Genomic DNA, 16,722 nt, shown 5'->3' with positions numbered 1-16,722 from the left:
ACTGCCGGAGCCGCTCCGGCTGCGCTGGCCGGCGAGCCGGGCAAGATCCGCGCGCCGTAGCGGTCGTGCCGGCCGGAGACGCGCCGCAGATGAAGGCGTTGCCGAGCAGGGCCGGCGCGCTTGGCGAAAGGTCCACAAGACCGGCGTGCTGGAGTTCTTGGCACGGCGAGGATGAGGGCATGTTGTCCGAGGCGAGGAGACGCCAGCCGGGTCGCTGGACCGCGCACCACCTGGGCGATACCCACGGCAGGGATTTACGAGCCAGCTGGTTCCACCGCAGGATCTCGGGCCCCGCTCCACGTGGCTGATTGCGTCCCTTGGTCATCCAGCTATAATTGTGCCATTGGTTCCTTCGCGCAGCGCATGAGTGGATCTGGGCATCTCGATCGTCTGATTGATCGCATCTACGAGGCCGGGCTGATACCGTCATTGTGGCCCGAGGTCCTCGGCGAAATCGGTCTCGCTATCGGCGGCAATGGCGGCCTGCTTTTCGCAGTACGCGACGGCTACATCAGTGCGGTCAACTCCAATAATTTCGACCAGACCATGCCGCTTTTCCTGAATGAGGGATGGAGTGAGCGCGATCCGTTGCTGCCGCGTGCCGCCGCGCTCAACTACGCCGGCTTCCTCAATGATGGAGACCTCCTGTCGGACGAGGAGATCGCGACCAATGAAGTGTACCGCGACTTCTACCGCAGGCACGGGCTCGGCTACAGAGCCGGGACGATCATCCCGATACCGAGCGGCGATTCGATCGCGATCGTCATGCCGCGACACCAGGACAATGGGCCGGTGCCGCGCGACGTCGTCTCGTTCCTCGATGACTTGCGGCCACACCTGGCGCGGGCGTCACTGACCGCAAGCCGCCTTGGTTTCGAGCAGGCGCGCGCGCAAGCCGATGCGTTGCAGGCGATCGGGCTGCCCGGAGCAATCTTGCGCGAACGCGGCCGATTGCTCGCGGCAAACGGCTTGTTCGAAGCGCTGATGCCGTCGCTGTTCCACGACCGCGCCGAGCGGCTGACTTTGACCGATGCTGCCGCGGACGAGTTGTTCCTGGCAGCGGTGGGAGCTCCGCTGGTCGGCAACAGCAGGATCGTCAAGTCCGTCGCCATCGCAGCGGCGATCGATCGCGTCCCGATGGTCCTGCATGTCATCCCGGTGCGCGGATCGGCGCGCGATGTCTTCACGCGAGCCACCTTCATGCTCGTCGTGACCCCGGTCGATCGCGGCGCGGTACCGAGTGCGGAAGTCCTGCAAGGGCTTTTCGACCTGACGCCGGCAGAGGCCCAGGTCGCACGTGGCGTTGCACAGGCCGCATCGATCGACGCACTCGCAGCGACGTTCGGCGTTGCACGAGAGACAGTGCGCACGCAGCTCAAGGCCGTGCTTTCAAAGACCGGACTTTCACGTCAGCAGGAGCTCGTCAGCCTGCTCGCCGGCAAGGCATTGCGTGGCGGCTAGACGGTTTTTCCATCCGCGGGCATATCCCCTCATCGCCCGTCCCGTCCGACACGCGGCGGTCTGGATCAGACTTTGCCCCGGTATGCGCGAACTCCCTCTTCACCCAAATGGGTGAAGACTCAAGTCCATCCTCCGGGTTCAAGTTTGTTTGGTTGGATATTGGGCGAGAAGCGGCAGCAATGGTCAGTCCGGAGTTTCCGATATTCGAGGTGGTCCTGGTGCAGCGCAGGCGGAAAAGATGGGCCTGGAGCGTCTGCACCAGCCAAGGAGCCGTCGCGGCGCAGGGCCGGGAAGCAAGTCGACCCGCCGCCAAGTACCAGGCTGAAAGAGCGCTTTTCATGCTGCTTCTGACCGCGCCCTATCGGTCGCGGCTTCCAGCATAGCGAGTCCCAATTCCTGGGAGCTGGAGCTCGGTTCTCGGTGCCCAGATTTCGCTGACGGCCGATGCCTCACGCTGCCTTGTCGCTGAACGCGGCGGGAAGCGTGTTGAGGAACGACATGACGCGCTGTGTGCGCAGGGGCGGGCGGCGTCCCGAGCTGCGCAGCATCCACAGCGGCTCCCCAGGCGCGCGCCAGGGCGCCAGCACCTCGACCAGCCGGCCGGCGCGAATGTCTTCGTGGACCAGCCACGCCGGCCCCCAGCCGATGCCGAACCCGTTCGCGATCAACGCGAGCGAGGCATGCGCGTCGTCGCAAATGTGCTTGGGCTTGGGCGTGAGGCGAATGGGTGCTTTGCCGCGCGGGTCGGCGAAGCGCCAGGTCAGGATCTGACCGCTCGCGGGATTGCGGAAGCCGACATGGTCGTGCGCGGAAAGCTCAAAGGGAGTGGCCGGCCCGCCGCGCGCCTTCAGATAGGCGGGCGAGGCGCAGGCGATCCAGGAGAACGTGCAAAGCCGCCGCGCCTGATGGCCGGGCGTGCGGTCGAGGGGCCCTGAGCGGATCGCGACGTCGACGCCTTCCGCGGCGAGATCGAGAATCTCGTTGCGGAATTTGACCTCGATCTCGATTTCCGGCCGTTCCCGCAGGAATGCGGGCAGCCGCGGCAGGATGCAGGCGCGCGCGAACGAGGCGGGGGCGGTCACGCGCACCCGTCCGCCATCGTCGCGCGCGACGTCGCCGAGCGCGGATTGCACAATGGCGAGACTTTCGACCAGCGCGCGTCCCGCCGTCATCAGCCGGTCGCCCTCGTCGGTCAGCGCCAACGAATGGGTGGAGCGATGCAACAGCCGCACCCCGCGAGCCTGTTCCAGGCGGGCAACCGCCTTGGACATCGCCGAGGTGGTCGTCCCCGCCCGCCGCGCCGCCTCGGCGAACGAGCCCGCCTCGACCACGCGGACGAAGGCGAGCAGACGGGAGAGATCGGGAGGCAAGGTCGTTGTGGACATGCAGTCCAAACAATCATGGCTGCCCAGTCACTACAAGAGCCTTTCCGAACCCTCTAATTGGAGAGCGTCAGCGCGCATTCTGCGGCGCTCGAAACATGGGAAGTCCGATGAACCCGATCGAAATCACTCTGCAAGCTCTCGACGCCGCCGAGCGCGCGATTCCACCCGGCCAGCCGGTTTACATGCTCAATCTGCTGCGCTACCGCGCTCAGGCGCGTTACGAGGATGGCTTCGACGCCGCGCCCTGCTCAGGCCGCGAAGCCTTCAATGAACGCTACAGGCCGGCATTCCGGCGTCTGGCGGCCGGTAAGCCGCTGGTGCGGGTATTCTCCGTCCCGGTCCTGGCGCCCATCGTCGGCTCGCCAGGCGAACGCTGGGACGAAGCGGCGATCAATGAATACGGCGACTTCGCCACCTTCCGCGCGATCGTCGACACCGAGATCTACCAGCGCGACGTCGCTCCGCATCGGCACGCGGCGCTCGAGGATTTTCGGCTGATTGCGCTCGCCAAGGCAATTTGAAAAATTACTGAGAACGGTGACTGTGCACAATCATTGGCCCTGACCAGAGCTGTCAGACTTGCCGCGACGAGAACTTCGGCCGTCAGCGATAACCCAGCCAATCAAGCGGGCTAGAATAGCGATGACGGCCAGATCTTCGCCACAAGCCAGAAGCGACAATGCGACAGTTGGAAGAAGGGATCACCACGTCACTTCGCGTAACCCTGTGATCGGAGCCAAGCGATCCGGCGCTCCCCGTTCATCCAATCGTCGATCTCGGCTTTGCTCGTGAAGCCCGTGATCTCTCGGGGTTCTGCGCCGGGGTACTCGGCAACAATAGTCCAGTCGCCCTCTGAGTTACGAAGTGGTTTGAAGTCTACTTTTGCTTTTGCCATGCCGAACTATGCAGGAAAGCGCGCGAAAAGGGAACCTCAGGGAAGCATTTCGAGCAACTTGTCGTCAGCCTCAATTTTGTCGCGCCGACGAAGAGCATTTTACAACTCCGAGCGCCCGAGGTCGCTTCCGCATCAGTCACCACGGATTTCAACTACCGGACTAGGACACAAACCATGATAAGAAGTGCTGTTGGCTTCTCCTTGAAGTCTCACAACTATTGATGTATGGTCTCAAGCATCGATACTGGCCGAACAACTGTTCCGCTTTCGCCTCAGGTCCTGACGGCGCGCACGTTTCAGACATTCTCCAACATCGACAAACTGGAACACTGGCCGCAAGTCCGCGCGCCAGCTCCTGCGCGTATGCGAAAGGAAGACCCGATGAATACAGGTACAGTGAAGTGGTTTAACACCCAAAAGGGCTTCGGCTTTATCCAGCCGGCAAACGGCAGCAACGACGTTTTTGTTCATATCAGCGCGGTCGAACGCGCCGGAATGGGCACCCTGAACGAAGGTCAGACGCTGTCTTACGACGTTGTCGCGGACCGTCGTACGGGCAAGTCCGCTGCCGAAAATCTTCGTGCTGCTTAGTTAAGAGCACGACAGACCTGTTGCTCTAGCCACGGATGTACTGGCAGAGCTTGTGGTCCCCCCCCCGCCTGAGTCATCAGGGCGGGGTTCTTGCTTCAACCCGTGGAAGCGACCGTCAAGTGAGCTGTCGTAGCTTCTCTTCGACATTCGGCCCGGTGGTTGCCCAGCAAAACTTGAACGGACCGAGAAGGTGAAACGACGAGGCGTCTCTGTCTCGGAGCTCAATAGCCAAATCGAATTTGGACGTAGCTTGTTTCGTCTTTCGGGCGCATAGATCGGCATGATCGAATCTCATCACCGATCCTGTCGGTGCGGCGCCGTCTATAGTCGAACCGAGGAAATAGCCCCCAGTCGGCAAATCGCAAGCTTCGAGTGCACGGTTTGCGGCGCGCCCCTGGAATCGTGGAACACTGCTTCGGTGCCCACCTACAGGTTGATTGTCGGTCCCGTACGGAATTCCCCGTCCGAGGGATGATGCAACTGGCAGATTGGACCAGCAGCCGGCGATCGGATGAGACGTTCGTGGCGCATTCGTCCGCCAACGCCCCCAGCCGGCTGAGCCATCTTTCTCCCGTGTCAGGCGCGTCATGCCTTAGGTGATGTCGCTCACTCCTCTCAGCGGCTTGTTCCAGCTCTCTATGAAGTCATTCGCGTGTGCATTGGGCGGCGATCACCCGAAGAACGTGGATCAGCGCAAAGCAGGAGTTTCAATGAGCATTGTCAAACGGCATCTCGCCGAGCAAGAAGAGCGACTGGTTCTAATCGAAGAAATTTGCATCGATAAAGGAGCGCTTGTCTTGGATACCGTCACAGATGAGGTCTACTTCTCTGCAGACGAAGAGGCTTACAAGAGCGCCTACGTGACCGTGTTTCAGGCCTGGGCCAAGGGCACGATCAAAGGCACAGCGGAACAGATATTCGAGGCTACAAAATCCATTCTCGAGGACTAGAGCATCTCGTATTCGATCTTACGAACCAGAGCCGACAGTACGCGTTAGGTCACTCCAAGCCGCAAACGTTGAGGTCACACATGTCGTATGCTTATAAGTTGAATGAAGACGTTCGCCACCAACCCCAAGGTCCACAAGGACGTGCCACCGCTGAACCGCCGATGATTTATACCATCATTCGATGCATGCCCATCGAGTCCGATGGACGAGTTAGATACCGCATCAGGGGCAAGTCCGAGAAGATCGAGCGCGTCGTGACGGAAGATCAACTTCGTATTTTCAGTAGCGTTCCGACCGAAACAGCACCTGACAAGAGATGCTGACGGGGGCCGGATGTCGCCTCGGGTCGTTCGCGCCGACTTTGGGGGGCACCTGTGAGGTCCGGCTTACCCTTCGGCTCGGACGTGGCGGCGCTGGACGAGCCGGCGCAAAGGGCCAACAACGGACTCAGGTGCCACGGGTGACCCGCCAAGGGCTGTTATCGGACTCTACTTCTTTGCCGACTCGGAGAGGCTGTTGAATGCCGGGTCAGTTCTGAGTGCTGCTCTGCGACAAATGTGATAGCTGCTCGGACGAACCAAGCGCGAAGGTGCTTCACCCCAATCTCATCGCGCCTTGGCATCCTCGCCAAACCGCCGCGCCAGCGCCATCAGCACCACGAACGTCGCAACCCACACCATGCGCGCGCCGTAGCGGTCGTGCGGGCCGGAGATGACGGCGCAGATGAAGGCGTTGCCGAGCAGCGCCAGCGTTACGGTCGCCGCCAGCAGCGTCAAATCGTCGAGCCGGCGGTTCGCCAGCGCATGCGCCAGCAGTGCGAGCAGCCCAAGCATCGAGGCCAGCGCCACCGGCACGTGCAGCCAGTTGATCGCGGTGAAGTCGAGCTGCCAGTTCTGCTGCCGCGCCGCGCGCATCGGCGGGACTTGCGCGGGGATGTAGCGCTCGATGATGCCGCGGGTGTGCGGGATCCAGCCGTCGGTGCCTTCGCCGGTCGCGACATGCAGCAATTGCTGGCCCATCGCCCGCAGCGCCGCGCCGGCCTGCCAGGCCGGATAATCCTTGATCGACTGCACGACGATGTAACCCATCTCGTCATTCATGCCTTCGAAGCGGCCGAGCGTGTTGAACATGCTCTTGCCCCACAGGAATTCGTCGGCGGTCGCCGGCAGCTCGTTGCGATAGGGACAGAGCTTGTAGCGCTCGCGCGGGCAGCGGTCGTTAAGATAGCGCGCGACGATGCCGTCCTGCATCATGCGGCCGAAGGCGACGCCATAGCCGCCGGGCGTCCAGGCCAGCTTGCCGGACAGCGCGTAGTTCGCCGAGACCAGCATCAGGCTGCCCGCGATGATGGTGAGGCTCGCCTGCGCCAGCCCACTGAGCGGAAGGCGCTGCTTAAGGAACGGCCGCGCCATCCAGCCCGCAATGCAAAGGCCGAGCAGCACGCCGAGCGTGGCGCTGTGGGTCGCCGCGGCAAAGGCGGTGAAGACGAACAGCGAGATCTTCTCGAGCGTCGAGGTGCGGCCTGCGCCTGTAGCCAGCAGGAACAGCGACAGGATCGAGAGCCCGGCGAAGATGTCGGTGAGCAGCATGCTCGCAAGCCAGGGCAGCGCGGTCGCCACGATCAGGCACAGGCTGATCGTGACGAAGCGGAAGGTCTGCATCATCGAGAGCACGCGCAGGGTGAGCTGCAGCAGCCACAGCGTCGCCAGCGACTGGACCGCGAGGTTGGTCCAGAAACCAAAACTCTCGCCATAATGCAGATAGAGCCCGAACACCGTGGAGCGGCTGGGAACGAGATAACCCTCGTACCAGCGTGCCAGATAGCCGCCGGTATCCCATTGCAGCAGCGGATAGCCATTCCAGAACGCCGGCGCGAGCATCAGGAGCGGCAAAGCCATTGCCGCTACGCGCAGCCAAGACGACCCCGCGGCGCGTGCGCGCAATTGATCGGTGGTGATGCTCAAATCCGCTCCCGGCCTCGCTTTCGGATCAATCACCGCAATAACGGCTCAGAGGGAATTCACCAATAGTTTGACGCCGCCCCGGCTTGAATTTTGACGAAACTCTGACCACCTTGAGCCGACCTTGCCGCTTGGGCGTCGGAAGAACCTGTTGTGTTTCAAGGTCTTGGCATGCCTTATGGGGCAAGGTGCTGTTCACTCTCAGGCAAGCCCGTCAGGACTTTGTCGCCTAGACTGTGCTATACAGCCAACAAAAGACGCCCATTCGAGAGAGCAAATTCCATGGCAGTGCATCAGGTCAATCCGGGGGGAAAGCTCGCATCGCTCGATCCGATCTGGGACCGGATCCGGGGCGAAGCGGAGGACATCGTCCGCCGCGAGCCGGAGCTTGCGACCTTCATCTATTCGTCGGTGCTGCATCATAGCCGCCTGGAGGACTCGGTGGTTCACCGCGTCGCCGAACGGCTCGATCACTCCGCATTGTCGGGCGAGCTGGTGCGCCAGGCCTATGGCGAGGCGCTGCGCGACGAACCCGATCTCGGCAACGCGTTTCGCGCCGATCTCGTCGCCGTCTATGACCGCGATCCCGCGACCTCGCGCTTCATCGATCCCTTGCTCTACTTCAAGGGCTTTCACGCGATCCAGACCCATCGCCTGGCGCACTGGCTCTATCTGAGGGGCCGCAAGGATTTCGCGTATTATCTGCAGAGCCGCGCCTCCGCGGTGTTCCAGACCGACATCAATCCCGCCGCGCGCATCGGCCGCGGCATCTTCCTCGACCACGCCACCGGCTTCGTCTGCGGCGAGACGGCGATCATCGAGGACGACGTCTCGATCCTGCACGGCGTCACGTTAGGGGGCACCGGCAAGGAGAACGAGGACCGTCACCCGAAGATTCGGCACGGCGTCCTGATCGGGGCCGGCGCAAAAATCCTCGGCAACATCGAGATCGGCCATTGCGCGCGCATCGCCGCCGGCTCGGTCGTGGTCAAGCCGGTGCCGCACAACGTCACGGTTGCGGGCGTGCCGGCCAAGATCGTCGGCGAAGCCGGCTGCGCCGAGCCGTCGCGCACCATGGACCAGATGATCAACGCGATGGGGCTCTGAGCGGGCCCTTGATCTGCGAAGGGCCGGATTTTCCGGCCCTTTCCGTCCCCAAATTCTTTGGCAATTCATGCTGGCGGTTCGCCGCATCTCGTCCTAAAACGCGGCCAGCCATTTTCGATCGGAGACTTGCCGTGGACGTCAAAGAAGTCAGAAAGCTCGATGCGTATCTGAAGCGCGTATTCGGCAATCCCAAGATCCGCGTCGTGCCGCGGCCGAAGAAGGACGATTCCGCCGAAGTCTATATCGGCGAGGAATTCATCGGCGTGCTCTTCGTCGACGACGAGGACGACGATCGTTCGTTTCAGTTCCAGATGGCGATCCTCGAGGACGATCTGGTCGATCAGGAATAGTTTCGGCACTCTCTCGTGTCCCGGACGCACTGCAACGCCGATAAGCGTTGCAGTGCAGAGCCGGGACCCAGAGAGCTACACAACGCATCGCTGCGACATGGGCCCCGGCTCCGCAGCGCACCGTCGAAGCGGCGCTGCGTTGCGTCCGGGCACGGATGAGATCGAGGCGCGCTCTCTCAACGTCGTGATGGCGAGCGAAGCGAAGCAACCTAGAGCAGGACTTACCGGGCACGCGTCTTCAATTGCAGACTTCGACATTTCTGTAGCCGCTGCCAGAGCTTGTTGATTCAAGGCGACAGCCTGACCGAACTGGACGACAGATTCCACTGGCACAGACCATTTGACCAGACGACTGCGGCTTCGCTGGTGCAGCTTCTGTTTGCTTGCGCTCCGTGTCTCGCTTCTTGGTATCCTCGCGAGTCGCGACCGGTTTCTTGTCCTGCACCTTCTCGCACTCGTTATCGTCGTTAACGCGATAGCCGGCTCGGCAGGCAATCTTCACGCAAGCATCGCCATCGGCCTTGAAGCCGTGATCGCAAACCAAGGGGCAGACCCGGCCCGGCTTGGCCTTGATGGCGTCGAGCGCCTCGAAGCTCGCAAGCTTGGCGTCGAATTTCGTTCCCGCATATTTGTTGAACAACGTCAGCGAACGTTGCGATGACGCATTCCAGTCGCCGTCGGCTGCGGATGCCAGACAGCCGACACGGCGCAGCTCTGACTGAACCAATTTCGCTGTCTCTTGTGGAGATAGGCTCGGCGGTGATGAGGTTGGTGCGACAGCCGCGACTTTCTGTGCGGTGTCTGCAACCTGCTGCTTCTCGGTCGCCTGCTTCTCGGCAGCGGCTTTTTCGTTCGCCAACCTATCGGCAAGCGCCTTCTCCGCGGCCTGCTTGTCAGCCAGCGCCTTCGCCACTGCTGCTTCTGCGTCCTTCCTACGCTGCTCTGCTGCGGCCGCCTTGGCCTCCTCGATCTGTTTGGCCTTTTCGGCTGCAAGGCGGGCGTTCTCGGCGGCCTTGGCGGCGGTAGCCGCCTTCTCCTGCTCGGCCTTGTTCGCGCGCTCGGCTGCGAGCCGTGCCTTTTCATCTTCGGCTTGGCGTGCCTTCGCGGCTGCGGCTGCGCGCGCCTCCTCGGCCGCGACGTTCTTCAGCTGCGCACGGGCGAGGCCCGCATAGAACCCATCGGGATAAGCCTGCAGGAAGGCTTCCCATGCGTCGCGGTTCCCGGCCTGGAGCGCCAGTTCATAGTCCCGACGCACGCCGTCTCGCGCATCGGCTTGCGGGCCTGGCGCTGCCGCCGGTTTGGCAGGGACGAGCGCCACGTCATCGCCGCCAAGCGAGCCGTAGACAAACGGCTCCTGCTTGTTGCCGGTGCTCTTGAGCACATCGTCGCGAACGAATCGAAAGGCCTTGCCGAGGTCGAGTCCCGGCGTGGGCAGGCGTTCCACCAGAGCGGTGGCAAACGGGCTGTTCTTCGTATCGCCATCCGAAGCAGTCGAGCCCGCTTTCGCGGCGAAGGCGATCATCGTGTTCGGGCTGGTCGGCTCGACCTTGGCAAGGCCGCGGCCGATGGCGCGGGAGGCGATGGTACGCTTCATCGTCTTGGCAAACGGGTTGTCGCGACACGCATCGAGGATGATCAGGCGCAACTGCTTGGCGGGCTCGACGGCGAACAGCGCGCGGTCCAGCGCAATCGTTTCGTCCAGCACGTCGCTGTCCGTCTCCAGCGTCGCGTCCGTTGGGATCAGATAGTTGACGCCGTCCAGCTCGATGCCATGCCCGGCGTAATAGACCACCGCGACCCCGGCATCCCGCGCCTTGCCGCCAAACTCGCGCAGCGCCTTGCGCATCTCCGAACCAGTGAGATCGAGCTTGACGTCGACGGCGTCGAAGCCCGCCTTCCTGAACATGCCGCCGACCAGCGCGGCATCGTTCGCGGGGTTCGCCAGCCGCGCCACGTTCTTGTAGGCCGAGTTGCCCATGACGAGCGCGACGCGCTTCTCGGCGAGCGCCGCACCGGTCCCGAGCCAGCTCGCAACAATCAACAAAACCAACAGCCGAAACCGCATTCCAGCCCCCGAATGCAATAGCGTCAGATTACTCGCACAATGCCCCAGTGCAATCCATGATCAGTGACACCAGTCACACATTGGTGCGGCGACCCGGGCAATTCCGGTGGCGGCGGAGGATGCGCAACCGCATCATTCAAACGAGCTCATCAGGATGTCATTTTGCCCCTGCTTTGCCCGTCGGGTCAATGGCTATTCGAAAAATACGAAAATGCCTAATGCCGTCAATGCTTGGCTACTGTGCATGGGGTTGTTTTCGCAGTTTTTGTTTTGGGGGCGCCGCCCGGCCGATCTCGCGGCAGAGCAGGGCGGCTCCGCTCACCCCTTCGGCCCGCGCAGCTGCGCGGTCAGCCGGTCCATCGCGTCCGCCACGTCGTGCCAGTGCGACAGCCAGCTACGCGGGAAGCGGAAGGTGAGGTCGGCACCGCCGACGCGGCGCTCGGACAGGCACATGCCCGGCGTTGCCCCATCGCGCGTGCAGCGCGCGGTCAGCGCGGGGCTTGCCGCGGAATAGAGATCCTCGCTGCCGTAGGGCGTGTCGCTGCGGAACATCCGCATGGTCAGGCCGTCCGCCGGGCTTGCTGCGGCCGGGTCGAGATAGCGCGGATAGATCGTGGCCGTGCGCTGCTCGGGCGAGAGCGCATCGTGATGGGCCGCGATCGACAGGAAGATGCGGTCGATCGATCGCACTGCCGCTTCCACCGTCTCGGCGGTGACGTGCTTGGGCGGGCCCGGCGGCTCCAGCGAGGGATAGAGGAAGTCGAGATCGATGCGCTCCTGCGGTCCGGAGTGCCGCTGGATCTTCATGCGGATTGCGTTCACGGGCAGGTTGAACAGCGTGCCGCCGACGCTCACCGGCAGCTTGTCCGGGGCATTGGCGCCGCGCGGGCCCCAGGTCGGCCACAGCAAATAGGCGACCAGCGCGACCGCGCCGGCCGCGGCAAGGCCGCCGAGCACGATCGGGACGACATGGGCCCGGGTGCGCGTGCGGGGGGACCTGAAGGGAGCTTCCGAAAACACCGTCATGAGCTGGCGCAAGAGATCCGGACGCCGGCCGCCGGCCGGCGAATCAGCGGCGAATATGCCATGCGGCAGCGATTTCGCGCAGCGTTCCGCACCTGCGGCGGGCGGGGACGGCCCTGCGCGGAACAGGCGGCGGCGTTAACCTTCGCTTAAGGATAATGTAGCGTTAACCCGCACTCTTTGTCAGAGGAAGGCGGTGGCGTTGCGTAAGGGCGGACCGTTCCGATGACACCTGAAGCTCTCAATACGTTTTTTGCGATCTGCATTGGCTTCGCGCTCGCGGGCGCGCTCGTGAACGGATACCAGGCGCTGGCGCAGCGCCCCGCCGGCTTCGGCCTGTTGCAGGACGGCGTGGCGCCGAAGACCTTCGCGGCGGTGCCGTTCCTGGTGTTCGCCGCGCCCTTCATCATCATGCGCAACACGCTGCGCGGCAGGCGGCTGGAAAGCCGCCGCGCCGAATTCGTGATGATGGCAACCGTCATCGCCGGGTTCTGGAGCATGATGAGCGGCACCTTCTTCCTGATGACGCTGCGCGCGGCCGGCGTCCTGGGCTGACGCGCGGCCGGATCGCCGGCGCGCCGGTTCCTTTGCCTCCTCGCCGCCGTTTCGCTATGGCTGGGGCGACGTGACAGGAGACCTCCATGGCGATCTACGAGCTCGACGGGCAGGCGCCCGACCTTCCCGCCGACGGCAATTATTTCATCGCGGACACCGCGACCGTGATCGGCCGGGTGCGCCTGAAGCCGGGCGCGAGCGTCTGGTTCGGCGCCGTGCTGCGCGGCGACAATGAGTGGATCGAGATCGGCGAGGGCGCCAATGTGCAGGACGGCTCGACCTGCCACACCGATCTCGGCTTTCCGCTTGTGGTCGGCCGGAATTGCACGGTCGGCCACAACGTCATCCTGCACGGCTGCAGCATCGAGGAGGGCGCGCTCATCGGCATGGGCTCGATCGTGATGAACGGCGCCAGGATCGGCCGCAACAGCATCGTCGGGGCCGGTTCCGTCATCACCGAGGGCAAGGAATTTCCCGAACGTTCCCTGATCATCGGCTCGCCGGCGCGCGTGCTTCGCACCCTCGACGACGCTCAGGTGCAGAAGATGGGAAGCGCGGCGAAGTTCTACGCGGCCAACGGTCCGCGCTTCAAGCAGGGGCTGAAGCGGATCGGTTGAGGAGCCGGCGCGGCAGGTTCCGTACCGTAAAAATACAGTCTGGCGCCTTAAGCCTCCGCTAGCGCGATCACGCTTATCGTTGAGCGTTCTCAACCAGGAGGAGCGGCGCCATGGAGGCGACGGCGCTGGAATCCGGCCTTGGCGCCGGAACCAATCTATTGAAGAAGTTCGTAAGGCTCGCCCGTGGTGCCGACACGCTGACGGTCGCCGAGAAAGTCTACAGCATTGCCGCCTTCCTTGCGATCGTCACCACCTTCCTCCTGGTGATGTCGGTCCAGTCCGTGCGGTTGCAGGCGAACTATCGTCACATGCACGCCTCGTCCGCCGAGGCGGCGATCGGCGTCGGGCGCATCAATGCGCTGATCTACGCCATCGTGATGGATTCACGCGGCATCTACATGTCGGCCGACCGCAGCACGGCGAAGCAATTCGCCGATGGGCTGATACGGCGCAACCGCGAACTCGCCGACGCCCTGAAGAGCATGGAGAAGAACGTCGGCAAGGACGACGCCGAACTGTTCGCAAGCTTCCGCCAGCGCATCATCCAGTTCATCGACTTCCGCCGGGAGCTGGTCCGACGCGGCGTGGAAATCAGCCCGGCGGCGGCTCGCGAATGGGGCGACAACGACGCCAACCGGACCGTGCGCAGAAAGCTCAACAGCGACATCGAGGCGCTCGAACGCATCTACGAGCAGCGCGCCCGCGAGGCGGACGAACTCGCCGATGACAACCGCTATGCGGCCGCCTATCTGTTCGCGCTCGGACTTGCCGCCCTGATGCTGGCGGCGCTCAACGTCGTGGTCATGCGCACCTCCGTGGTCGGCGCGCTGGCCGATATCACGCTGGCGACCGACCGGATCGCGCAAGGCGACGTCAAGAGCGAGGTGCCGCATCTCGGCCGTCACGACGAGATCGGACGTCTTGCGCGCGCCGTGCAGAACTTCCGCGACGCCGTCGCCCGCATCTTCGAGCTCGAGGAGCTCGAGCTCGGCACCGCCCAGGCGCGCGACGCCGCGATGACCGACCGCGACAAGTTCAACGACAAGTACCAGGCCAAGAAGTGGCAGCTCTCGGCGGCGATCAACAGCATGCCGCAGGGCCTGATCATGCTCGACGGCAAGGCCAATGTGGTGGCGATGAACGCGAACTACCGCCGGATCTACAATCTGCCGGAGACGATCCAGGCCGGATCCACCCTCGAGGAAATCCTGCAGCACCGGGTCAAGAGCGGGCTGTTCGATGGCGACGTCGCGAAATATCTCGCGGCGGTTCTCGGCAGGATCGCCAGGCGCGAGCCGACGGTCTACGAGATATCCCTCAACGACGGACGCACCATCAAGATCTACGAGCGTCCGATGGACGGCGGCGGCTGGGTCTCGGTGCAGGAGGACGTCACCGAACAGCGTCAGCGCGAGCGCATTCTGGAGCGGATGGAGCGCTTCCTCGCCACCATCATCGAGAACGTGGCCGAGGGCATCATCGCCAAGGACGCGCGCAATTTGCGCTACGTCTTCGTCAACAAGGCCGCCGAGAAGATGATCGGCATGACGCGCGGCGAGATCATCGGCAAGACCGCGCGGGAATTGTTCTCGATGGAGGCGGCCGAGCTGATCGAGCGGCGCGACCAGCAGCTCCTCGCGCAGAAGCAGCAGCTCGAGCCGATCGTCGACACCATCGACAATCCCGCGCGAGGGCGCCGCGTCATCTGTGCTCGCCGGATCCAGGTGGGCAGCGCCAGCGAAGAATCCCACATGTTCGTGACCATGGTCGAGGACCGGACCGAGACCTCGGCGACGGCGGCATGATGGTCGGCGGACCCGACTGGCGTGCTGCGAAGCATCCCTCCGAGGCGCGCCTCGGTCGCGCTCATTCAAGCTCAGGCGACGGCATTTGGTCCGGAACCGGATTCCGCCGCGGCGGTTGACCGGTAAAGGAGAATTCTGCATGGCCGCATCGCCTGTAGCCGTCCCGACAAGAACCCTGATCCTGATCCTCGCGCTTGCGGCGATGCCGGCCGTCGCGTTCGCGCAGGCGGCCGGCGGCTCTGGCGGAACGAACGGTGGCGCCGCAGGGTCGGCTGGAGGTGTCGCCAATTCGCCGGCGCCGCCGCCCGGCACCAACAGCCTCGGCACGGCTCAATCATCCGGCCCCGGCGGCGGAGGCGCTGCCGCCACTGGCGGCGGCACGGACGCCGCCGTCAATGCCGAGAATCGCCTGCTCGACAAGAAGCTCAAGAGCATCTGCCGCGGCTGCTGAACGCTCGCGCGGAAGTGAGACAGTGTGGCTGTCCGGAATCCCCGAGTGACGCTAGCTTGACCCCACTTTGAAGCGTGGAGCGTGTCCACGCGGAGGATCGAGTGATGTTACGCAGGATGATGATGGCGGCGCTGACCGTGGCAATGGTCGGGCTCGCAGTGCCGCAGGCGGCCGAGGCACGTGGCTTCCGACATGGCGGCTGGGGCCATGGTGGTTGGGGTCACGGCGGCGGTTGGCACCATGGCGGCCATTGGCACGGCGGCGGCTTCTGGCCTGGACTGGCAATCGGGGCGGGCATTGCCGGTGCCGGTCTCTACGGCGGCTATTACGGCTACGGCTACCCCTATTACGGCGGCCCCTACTATTATGGTACCGGCTACGGCTACAATGATGGTTATGGCGGCTGCTACGTCGCGCGGAAGCGCGTCATGACGCCCGCGGGCTGGCGTATCCGCCGCGTGGATGTCTGCGAGTAGCGCCCTCGACAGGGATGACCGACTAAAAAACAAGGCCGTTGACGCAGTATACCGTCAACGACCTTGCCAGCCCCGGACATTGAAATCGGCTCACGCCATCCGGTAACCGCGAGCATCGCGCGGAATCACACGGGCGAATGTGATCCAGTTCACAAGTCGAAAAAATTAGTGCGCTGCGGTGAGTTGCCTAGCCGCGCGAGCGCTTGCGCGCGCTGGCCTGGGCGCGGTGCCGCACTGGTTTCCTGCGGGTAACCGCGGGCGCCTCGACGTCGGTGGCTCGCGCGCTGGCGAACGACTGCCGCAGGCCGTCGATGGACTCGTTCAGCGATGCCACCTGCTCGGACAGACGCTTGGTGTCGGCCTGCTGCGCCGCCATCAGCCGCTTCATGGTCTGGAGCTGATCCTGCACCACCTGGAGCTGGTCGATCGATTCCTGCTGGGTCGCCTCCAGCCCCTTGGTCTTCTCGACCAGCTGCTCGGAGGCCTGCGCGGTCCGCGCCTGGAGCTGCCGCGATGCCACCACCCGGTCGGTCTCGGGCGCGGCGCCGGTATAGGCACGCCAGATCGCGATCGAGGTGACGCCGGCGATCAGGAGCAGGAGCGCTGCGGCGGTCAGCGCGATGGGCTGGGCGCCGAGACGGAGCAGCGGGTTGGACGGTGTGCCCTGGGCGAGATCGATCATCGCTGACAAAACCCAAAATTGAAACTTGGTGAGTGGCGAAGACCGGCAGCCCAGAGGCGGCCGGGGCGTCCCGAAAGCGTTACGTGTCAGCAAGGAATGGGACCAAAAAGAGGCCAAAGGCCAGAAAACCAGCAATCAGCGGGCCTTGGCGCCTCCGAGGCTTCGTCTCGGCTGGGGAATCAAGGCTGAAACGGCGAAAACGGTCCGGAATAGGTCTTCGCGCGCGGCGCGGCGTAGGGGCCGAGCCGGGAGGTCTTCAGGCCCAGCCGCACCAGTGATTCCGCCCGTCACCGCCGCCGCGACGCTGTCGACTACGGGCAGGCCGTGGGTTGCGGCGGCTAGTGCAAT

General features: G+C 63.8%; 16 protein-coding genes and 1 pseudogene. 11 read left to right on the top strand and 6 right to left on the bottom strand.

Annotated elements, in window-relative coordinates; genetic code table 11:
• Positions 1-120: 120 nt before the first annotated feature.
• Positions 121-1,461 carry a helix-turn-helix transcriptional regulator gene (locus K410_RS37190; RefSeq protein WP_196236042.1) on the top strand — a complete coding sequence of 447 codons (1,341 nt, stop codon included), beginning with the start codon at positions 121-123 and terminating at the stop codon, positions 1,459-1,461.
• A gap of 449 nt (positions 1,462-1,910) precedes the next feature.
• Here the strand turns inward: K410_RS37190 and K410_RS0124165 are convergent, their stop codons facing one another.
• On the bottom strand, positions 1,911-2,846 hold the full coding sequence (locus tag K410_RS0124165) for a LysR family transcriptional regulator (protein ID WP_028137254.1): 936 nt from the start codon (positions 2,844-2,846) through the stop codon (positions 1,911-1,913).
• Between the two features lie 107 nt (positions 2,847-2,953).
• Here K410_RS0124165 and K410_RS0124160 point away from each other — a divergent pair, with 107 nt between their 5' ends.
• The 3 genes from K410_RS0124160 to K410_RS0124155 all read left to right on the top strand — a co-directional run bounded on the left by K410_RS0124160 (position 2,954) and on the right by K410_RS0124155 (position 5,282).
• Positions 2,954-3,367, top strand: coding sequence for a hypothetical protein (locus K410_RS0124160; protein ID WP_028137253.1), 414 nt, complete (start codon positions 2,954-2,956; stop codon positions 3,365-3,367).
• Positions 3,368-4,122: 755 nt separating this feature from the next.
• The gene (locus K410_RS38045) at positions 4,123-4,332 is read left to right on the top strand and encodes a cold-shock protein (protein WP_028180113.1); all 210 of its coding nucleotides are present in this window, start codon (positions 4,123-4,125) and stop codon (positions 4,330-4,332) included.
• Between the two features lie 710 nt (positions 4,333-5,042).
• Complete coding sequence (locus K410_RS0124155; protein WP_155253570.1) at positions 5,043-5,282, top strand: hypothetical protein; 240 nt, start codon at positions 5,043-5,045, stop codon at positions 5,280-5,282.
• Between the two features lie 605 nt (positions 5,283-5,887).
• Here K410_RS0124155 and K410_RS0124150 read toward each other — a convergent pair.
• On the bottom strand, positions 5,888-7,246 hold the full coding sequence (locus K410_RS0124150) for a hypothetical protein (protein ID WP_028137251.1): 1,359 nt from the start codon (positions 7,244-7,246) through the stop codon (positions 5,888-5,890).
• A gap of 279 nt (positions 7,247-7,525) precedes the next feature.
• Here K410_RS0124150 and cysE point away from each other — a divergent pair, with 279 nt between their 5' ends.
• The gene (gene cysE, locus K410_RS0124145; protein ID WP_028137250.1) at positions 7,526-8,350 is read left to right on the top strand and encodes a serine O-acetyltransferase; all 825 of its coding nucleotides are present in this window, start codon (positions 7,526-7,528) and stop codon (positions 8,348-8,350) included.
• A 131-nt stretch (positions 8,351-8,481) separates the two neighbouring features.
• Complete coding sequence (locus tag K410_RS0124140) at positions 8,482-8,700, top strand: DUF3126 family protein (protein ID WP_007602550.1); 219 nt, start codon at positions 8,482-8,484, stop codon at positions 8,698-8,700.
• A gap of 238 nt (positions 8,701-8,938) precedes the next feature.
• Here the strand turns inward: K410_RS0124140 and K410_RS0124135 are convergent, their stop codons facing one another.
• Both K410_RS0124135 and K410_RS0124130 read right to left on the bottom strand, forming a co-directional pair.
• Positions 8,939-10,765 carry a caspase family protein gene (locus K410_RS0124135; protein ID WP_049820192.1) on the bottom strand — a complete coding sequence of 609 codons (1,827 nt, stop codon included), beginning with the start codon at positions 10,763-10,765 and terminating at the stop codon, positions 8,939-8,941.
• A 318-nt stretch (positions 10,766-11,083) separates the two neighbouring features.
• Positions 11,084-11,791, bottom strand: a complete 708-nt coding sequence (locus tag K410_RS0124130) for a hypothetical protein (protein WP_028137248.1) — start codon at positions 11,789-11,791, stop codon at positions 11,084-11,086.
• Positions 11,792-12,013: 222 nt separating this feature from the next.
• On the opposite strand from K410_RS0124130, the gene K410_RS0124125 reads away from it, so the two are divergent.
• From K410_RS0124125 to K410_RS0124105, 5 genes are all read left to right on the top strand, one after another.
• Positions 12,014-12,343, top strand: coding sequence for a DUF6949 family protein (locus K410_RS0124125; RefSeq protein WP_028137247.1), 330 nt, complete (start codon positions 12,014-12,016; stop codon positions 12,341-12,343).
• Positions 12,344-12,429: 86 nt separating this feature from the next.
• Positions 12,430-12,960, top strand: a complete 531-nt coding sequence (locus tag K410_RS0124120; protein WP_028137246.1) for a gamma carbonic anhydrase family protein — start codon at positions 12,430-12,432, stop codon at positions 12,958-12,960.
• Between the two features lie 110 nt (positions 12,961-13,070).
• Positions 13,071-14,765: a PAS-domain containing protein gene (locus tag K410_RS38040; protein ID WP_028137245.1), complete on the top strand. Its 1,695-nt coding sequence runs from the start codon at positions 13,071-13,073 to the stop codon at positions 14,763-14,765.
• Between the two features lie 139 nt (positions 14,766-14,904).
• Positions 14,905-15,216, top strand: a complete 312-nt coding sequence (locus tag K410_RS0124110) for a hypothetical protein (RefSeq protein ID WP_028137244.1) — start codon at positions 14,905-14,907, stop codon at positions 15,214-15,216.
• Between the two features lie 104 nt (positions 15,217-15,320).
• Positions 15,321-15,692, top strand: coding sequence for a hypothetical protein (locus K410_RS0124105; protein WP_028137243.1), 372 nt, complete (start codon positions 15,321-15,323; stop codon positions 15,690-15,692).
• A gap of 187 nt (positions 15,693-15,879) precedes the next feature.
• On the opposite strand, the gene K410_RS0124100 is transcribed toward K410_RS0124105, so the two are convergent.
• Both K410_RS0124100 and K410_RS41050 read right to left on the bottom strand, forming a co-directional pair.
• Positions 15,880-16,374, bottom strand: a complete 495-nt coding sequence (locus K410_RS0124100; RefSeq protein WP_028137242.1) for a hypothetical protein — start codon at positions 16,372-16,374, stop codon at positions 15,880-15,882.
• A gap of 179 nt (positions 16,375-16,553) precedes the next feature.
• Positions 16,554-16,710 (bottom strand): annotated as a pseudogene (locus K410_RS41050) (aspartate/glutamate racemase family protein); the annotation flags it as partial.
• Positions 16,711-16,722 lie beyond the last annotated feature (12 nt).

Source organism: Bradyrhizobium sp. 22, assembly GCF_000482425.1.
GTDB lineage: Bacteria > Pseudomonadota > Alphaproteobacteria > Rhizobiales > Xanthobacteraceae > Bradyrhizobium > Bradyrhizobium japonicum_B.
The sequence above is the reverse complement of the archived record's forward strand: the minus strand, read 5'-3'. Positions and strand labels throughout refer to the sequence as shown.